The sequence below is a fragment of the Piscirickettsia litoralis genome (assembly GCF_001720395.1).
In the GTDB taxonomy this organism is placed as follows: domain Bacteria; phylum Pseudomonadota; class Gammaproteobacteria; order Piscirickettsiales; family Piscirickettsiaceae; genus Piscirickettsia; species Piscirickettsia litoralis.
This window is the reverse complement of record NZ_MDTU01000002.1, coordinates 96,016-102,200: the sequence shown is the minus strand read 5'-3', so window position 1 is coordinate 102,200 and position 6,185 is coordinate 96,016. Positions and strand designations below refer to the sequence as shown.

Here is a 6,185-nt window from a genome sequence, read left to right as displayed (position 1 = left end):
AATAAATGGGCTGAACAGCATTATGTGAAATTACCCATGAACCATCGTTCAGTGTTCGCAGAGACATTTTTACAAAATGAAGTTGATTTGTTGGGTGCTCACTGTTGTATTCTTCCATTTTTCCTAACTGTGCAGGGCAGGTATTCAAACCATGGCAAATTTTTGCTGGGTCAAAATTAACCCATCCATTTTCATGTGCAATAACTCTACCGCACTGGGATAAATTTTCAACGCTTGCTATTGAGTGTGTAGCAGTAAAAGCTGTAGCAATAAACATTCCGCATAAGAGTTTTTTCATATCTTGATCCTAAATATTGAAACATAAATAACCATAGGGCTTGTCGACTTTACACTACCTAAATAACAGTGTTAACTGAGATAAAGTCTAATAATCTAAACTAAATCCTCAAATATTCGTGAAAAACTATTAAATATAGCTAAAAGCCTATAAATTGGCATATTCTAAGTACTCTTCAATACTGCAAGGATGCTGTCTTCTAATAAAATAACGCAAGCCAATCATTCAAATAACTGCCATAAGATTATAGCTTGCATGGGATAAAGAAAGCGAATAACGAGGGATATACGGAAAATGGCTGAATTTTACGCGATAAAAACTCGGTTGCTTGCGGCCGAGTTTTTTATAAACTAAATCGTGATTTCCAAATTAAAGCCCCAATTAAACTCATTATAGCGCAAGTAGAAAGAAGAAAGTAAGGTGCAATAATTGAATCAGATAACTTGATTAGATATGTGAATAAAAATGGTGCTGTTCCACCGATAAGTGCAAGACCTAAATTAAAACTCAATCCCATTCCAGAATTCCGGCAATGAGCAGGGAATAGTTCAACTAAACTCACAGCATAAACGCCATTAACTAAGCTCACTGTAATAGGGATGACTATAAACAGTGAAGTTGTTATTAAAACAGAAGGCTCTGTGATAAAGTTAAAAACTACCCCTCCTGCGAGTATACTTAAAATACACCCAGAAATCATCACTAATTTTCTACCAATATAGTCAGAGATCAAACCAAATAGCATGGAAAACAGTGCTAATAAAAAGAAGCTAATAGTTGTGTTTACATAAATTTCATGTAATGCATTGTTACCCAATACAAATTTATTTATATAAGTTGGCAAATATAAAATAAAAGAAACTGTTACGGCCGGTAAGGCAGTCAATAAAAACCCTGTCAGTAATAATAATGGTTGTTTAGAAAATAAATTAAGTAACGGAATTTTCACGTTACTATGAAAATTATTTTCTTGTAATTTTTCATATATAGGTGTTTCGTATAGATTTTTTCTCAAAAAGAAACTAACAATTCCTGCAATAAAGCCAATAATAAATGGTATACGCCAACCCCAGGAAACCATCTCATTGTGATTAAAATTATGTGTTAATACTGTACCAGTTAAACCACCGAATACATTCCCTAAGGTGATACACATAAAAATAATCCCGATTGCAAACCCTCTTTTATTTTTATCGAAAAGGTGCTCAGCAGTGAAAATACTTGACCCTGGTATTTCCCCTCCCAGAGAAACACCCTGTATAATACGCAGCAAAGTCAACAATATAGGTGCGAATATACCCAAATTTGAATAGCCGGGCAACAAACCAATTGATAATGTACAACAGGCCATCAAAATTATACTAGTAGAGAAAGTGTAGCGTCTACCAAACTTATCACCAATAAAACCAAAAACAACACCCCCTAAAGGGCGTGCAAAGTAACCAACTGCAAAGATACCAAAGGTCATAAGTAACGCTGTGATTTTGTTATCATTAGGAAAGAAAACCTCACTAATATAAGGTGCAAATAGAGCATAGATAGCAAAATCAAAGAATTCCAAAGATCCGCCAATACTCGAGAGTATAATGATTTTGTAAGAGTGTTTATCCAGTGACACCTTGATTTTCCTCGATTAAGTTATATTTTCAAAGACAAGACAACTCATTGCAAATATAAGTATGGTAATGTTTTTATTGAATTTTTAAATTCATTCCTACAAATCCACTTTTAAGAAAGGTATGGTATACAACAAATGCAATAAAACTAACAAATACTCCAATAACGTTGCTGGTTATATGGAAAATGTTATGAAAGTTAAATGACCAGATGAGTGTTGCCATTAGCCCAACAGCCGCACTAATATAAAAGTGATACTTATTAACCTTTAAACCAAAAATTGCACCTAACAAAGGAATTAATATAATCGGTGACCACATGTTATAAGCATAAATTAATATATCAAGTATGTTTTTTATGCTTAAAGCAAAAACAATCGAGCCAATTCCAACAATAAATGAAACAATTCTTGCTATTAAAAGAGATGACTTATGAGAAATTTTTTGCATCTCAAACATTGATGGTAGTATGTCATTTGTGCATGCAATTGCTGCTGCATTTAGGAAACCTGCAGCTGAAGACATAATCACTGCCAGTAACCCAGCAATAACGACGCCTCTAACACCAACAGGCATAGCTTTTTCAATAACATAAGGTATGGCTAAATTGGGATCTAATGTGCTATTCATAACATAAGCAATTAAACCAATGACTCCTGCGATTAAAAATACAGGAACAGAAATCACTCCTGCAGAAAATGTAGCCCGACGAGTTTGCTTCGTTGATTTAGCCATAAAAAGACGTTGGGCATAGGGGGGAACAAGGATTTCACCAAAAATAAAAGTTAGCATTAGTCCTAATAAAATCCAAATACCATTATGCTGTGATAAAGGGTTTATATGTGCAGTTGGCACGGTATTGATTATAGCTTCCCAACCACCGATATAGTGCAACCCAAAAATTAAAATTAGAGGGATACCTATTATTAGTACAAAAAATTGCAATATATCAGTATAAACAACACCTCTCATTCCGCCTAAAGAAGCATAAATAAGGATTACACCAAACCCAATAAGAGTTCCTAGCAACTCATTTATATGGAAAAACATTGTAAATAGCGCACCCATCGCACTAACTTGAGCACCTAGGATTCCGGTACAAATTAAAACGGAGAAAATGCCGGTAATAACTTTAGAAAGTCTACCGTAGTGCTTACCCACCATGTCACCAACAGAGTGACAATCATTATATTTATGCATTCTTGGTGCGATGAAAAGTGCGACAAGTATCTCTTTTAAGCTAAAACCAAGCAAGCCAAAAGAGTAGATCATACCAATGTGGTAAACTTTTGATGCATTTCCCATAATGTAACCACCACCAATAAATGATGCTGATAGCGTTGCACAAATAGCAAAACTACTAAATGATCTCTTCCAGACAGCATACTCACTGAAACTATTGATATTTTTGCTACTATAAAAGCCTATTATTAAATTAGCCAGGAGAAAAAGAACTAAGATACTGAGATCAATCACCTAAAAAGCCTTAAAAAATCATATTTTTGTATAAAGGAAGAAAAAAGCAACCGGAAATATACGGGGTTTCAACCAAACTTGTGTAATTATTCCGATCAAATCAAAACACCTTCATAAGAGACTTTCAAAGTTAATTTAGGGACAGCTGAGTTACACAGCTGATCAAGTAGGTTATCAGCAATTTCGTGGTGATGCTTACGCTTAGTTGTCACTTTATATGACGGAGGGCGAAGCCTTTTTCTTGAAGTTGTTTAGCCACCATGCGGGAGCCTAAACTATTACGAGAGAGTGTAAATAATTCTGGCAGGGCACCCCTACCAATTTTAAAAGGCTAATGTGCTCATCATTCATGATTTTGCATATAAGATCAACATGATATAACCCTTTGTTATCTCTAATAAACTCGAACTTTACTTCATCTCCTTCGCTGGCCTTTTTTAGGCTATACGTAGCTGCTTCACCTCTTTGAGCAATGTCCAGTTTCATCGAACCACAATACCTACCAAGGTTTTCAATTTTCTGCTAGAATAGTAAATCATCATAATTAGGCAACTAGGCAACGCCTCAATGGAAAATTAATTTATTGATAAATAAAAGCTTTAATCCTAAAATAGGCCAGCAACATCAATAAAGTTATACCAACAAATGACTAGTAAAAATTTAAGGTGATTAATATTTTTGGAATACACTCTATGAGATGCAGAGAAATAAACAACATTGTCAAACCACTCATCAAAGCATTTAATATTATTGATTTAAATTTAATCATAATAGATGAAAACCATGCTGTAGATCATCACATCCTCAAAAGCGAGCTGTCAGAATTTCTAAGGTTTCACCCTGGGTTTGCCCATTATCCATTTTATGACTACAATGTGTTGCTACAACTTCCTCCAATATTTTTCGAGACTGACTTAGAAACATACTTTGAAATCAATGGTATACCCTCGATATCAGACATAACTTCTCACCCAACCTGGCACCAGGCTAAAGAAGTTTGTGTTCAGCAATGGAACTTAGATGGTAGTATAAGCTTACTTTCAATAGGCACATCTGATTTGTTTGATGCATACAACATAATTAGTCAAAAAAATTATATTTTAAAGATAATAGCCGAATTATACAATGTTATTAGAGGTACAGATAAAATAATGTGGAACTCCTCCATAAATCTAAGTGAGCTATCCCCATTACAGTTACTGCCAAAATACAAAAATAAACAATTAGTTACACACAAATTAACAAAGCGGGAGAAGTTAGTATATACCCTAATAACTCAAGGCATCCACAAAACAGTTGATATTGCAACCAAACTTAATATATCGTGTCGAACAGTTGAGGACTACTTAAGTAATTTAAGGTACAAGCTAGATTGTAAGAATATCACAGAGCTCTCTCAAAAAATCACTAGTGAACACATGGCTCTTAACCATCCTAAGAAAGGTGCTGCTGCCCAACCCCATGTCAAGGCAACAGTCTATTCTTGAGAACTAAAGCAAACTCTAATATGACTAGACTCTGAAACTATCCGCAAATATCACCTAACAAGACCGCTTTTCACTAGTTGAAAATGTATTATACACGTTAGCATTTGACCCCGATACCAAGTAACTGCTAGAACACGCATACACATTACTATCAATATAATTTATATCTCCCATAGTTACGCCATTTTCACTTATTAAGGCACTTTTCTGGTAATTACTTAAATTAGAATTGCGAATATTAATATTTTCATCACATTCACAACCATAGCCACAATATCCATGACCTTGACTAATGAAATGTTGAACACCACTAACAATACTAACATTATTCAGAGAAATATTTATTAAAGACGTATTATGCTTATCAGTGCAGTTTGTCATTATAAAAGCGGTATAAGGGTCATCAGATCCTTGCGATATTTTGACATTACTAATATTGGCTTCTGTAGTTTGGCTTTTAGAACTAGCATCTGCATCAAAATATATTGCCCCACTATAATTAGATTCTTTATACACTAAAGTACTATCTAATAGAAATAATTTACTTATGGAATTATCATTACTGCCTTTATATATTGAAACAATTCCCGCACCTTCTATGGTTAAAGATAGTTTACTTAAATATAATTCATTATAACTATTAATGTTACTTAAAATAAATAACTTTGTGAATGCTCCACCTATAATTGCTAATTTTTTATGTAAGTCATGGTTCTCATTTATAACAAATGCCCCGTCACTTGCTAAATATATGGTATAGGGACCTTCATCAGAGCTTTTAGTAATTTCATCTAAAACGGTATCTAAGCTATCTCCATTATGTAAGTAAAAAATATGTTTAGAGTTTGGTAAAGCAGATTCAATTTTGTTGATACTGGTTTTATTCGCCTCAATTGCTGTGGTATTACTATCAATTACAGCAGTATTACTGTTAATGCTGGCTTTATTAGTACTAATGTTGGTTTTGCTGGCATCAATACTATTTTTATTAGTACCAATTGAGGTACTATTACTGGCAATGCTCGTTTTATTCGCACTGATCGCTGTACTATTACTACCGATACTGGTTTTGTTAACGCCAATCGCAGTAGTGTTGCTGGCAATACTCGTTTTATTTGCACCAACTGCAGTGGTATTACTGGCAATGCTCGTTTTATTCGCACTGATCGCTATACTATTACTGCCAACACTGGTTTTGTTAACGCCAATCGCAGTAGTGTTGCTGGCAATACTCGTTTTATTTGCACCAACTGCAGTGGTATTACTGGCAATGCTCGCTTTATTCGCACCAACTGCAGTGGTATTATT

General features: G+C 34.3%; 4 protein-coding genes and 1 pseudogene. 1 reads left to right on the top strand and 4 read right to left on the bottom strand.

What is annotated here, in order from left to right; genetic code table 11:
• From BGC07_RS20865 to BGC07_RS15410, 3 genes are all read right to left on the bottom strand, one after another.
• Nucleotides 1-298: hypothetical protein (locus tag BGC07_RS20865; protein ID WP_201258185.1), on the bottom strand; the 298-nt coding region annotated here is incomplete at its 3' end.
• 343 nt (nt 299-641) lie between these two features.
• The gene (locus BGC07_RS15415) at nt 642-1,916 is read right to left on the bottom strand and encodes an MFS transporter (RefSeq protein ID WP_069313965.1); all 1,275 of its coding nucleotides are present in this window, start codon (nt 1,914-1,916) and stop codon (nt 642-644) included.
• Nucleotides 1,917-1,989: 73 nt separating this feature from the next.
• A complete protein-coding gene (locus BGC07_RS15410) occupies nt 1,990-3,390 on the bottom strand; it encodes a sodium:solute symporter family protein (protein ID WP_077216984.1) in 1,401 nt (466 codons plus the stop codon).
• Between the two features lie 692 nt (nt 3,391-4,082).
• On the opposite strand from BGC07_RS15410, the gene BGC07_RS15400 reads away from it, so the two are divergent.
• On the top strand, nt 4,083-4,877 hold the full coding sequence (locus BGC07_RS15400) for a helix-turn-helix domain-containing protein (RefSeq protein ID WP_069313963.1): 795 nt from the start codon (nt 4,083-4,085) through the stop codon (nt 4,875-4,877).
• Between the two features lie 54 nt (nt 4,878-4,931).
• Here the strand turns inward: BGC07_RS15400 and BGC07_RS20860 are convergent.
• Nucleotides 4,932-6,185, bottom strand: a pseudogene (locus BGC07_RS20860) (hypothetical protein); the annotation flags it as partial.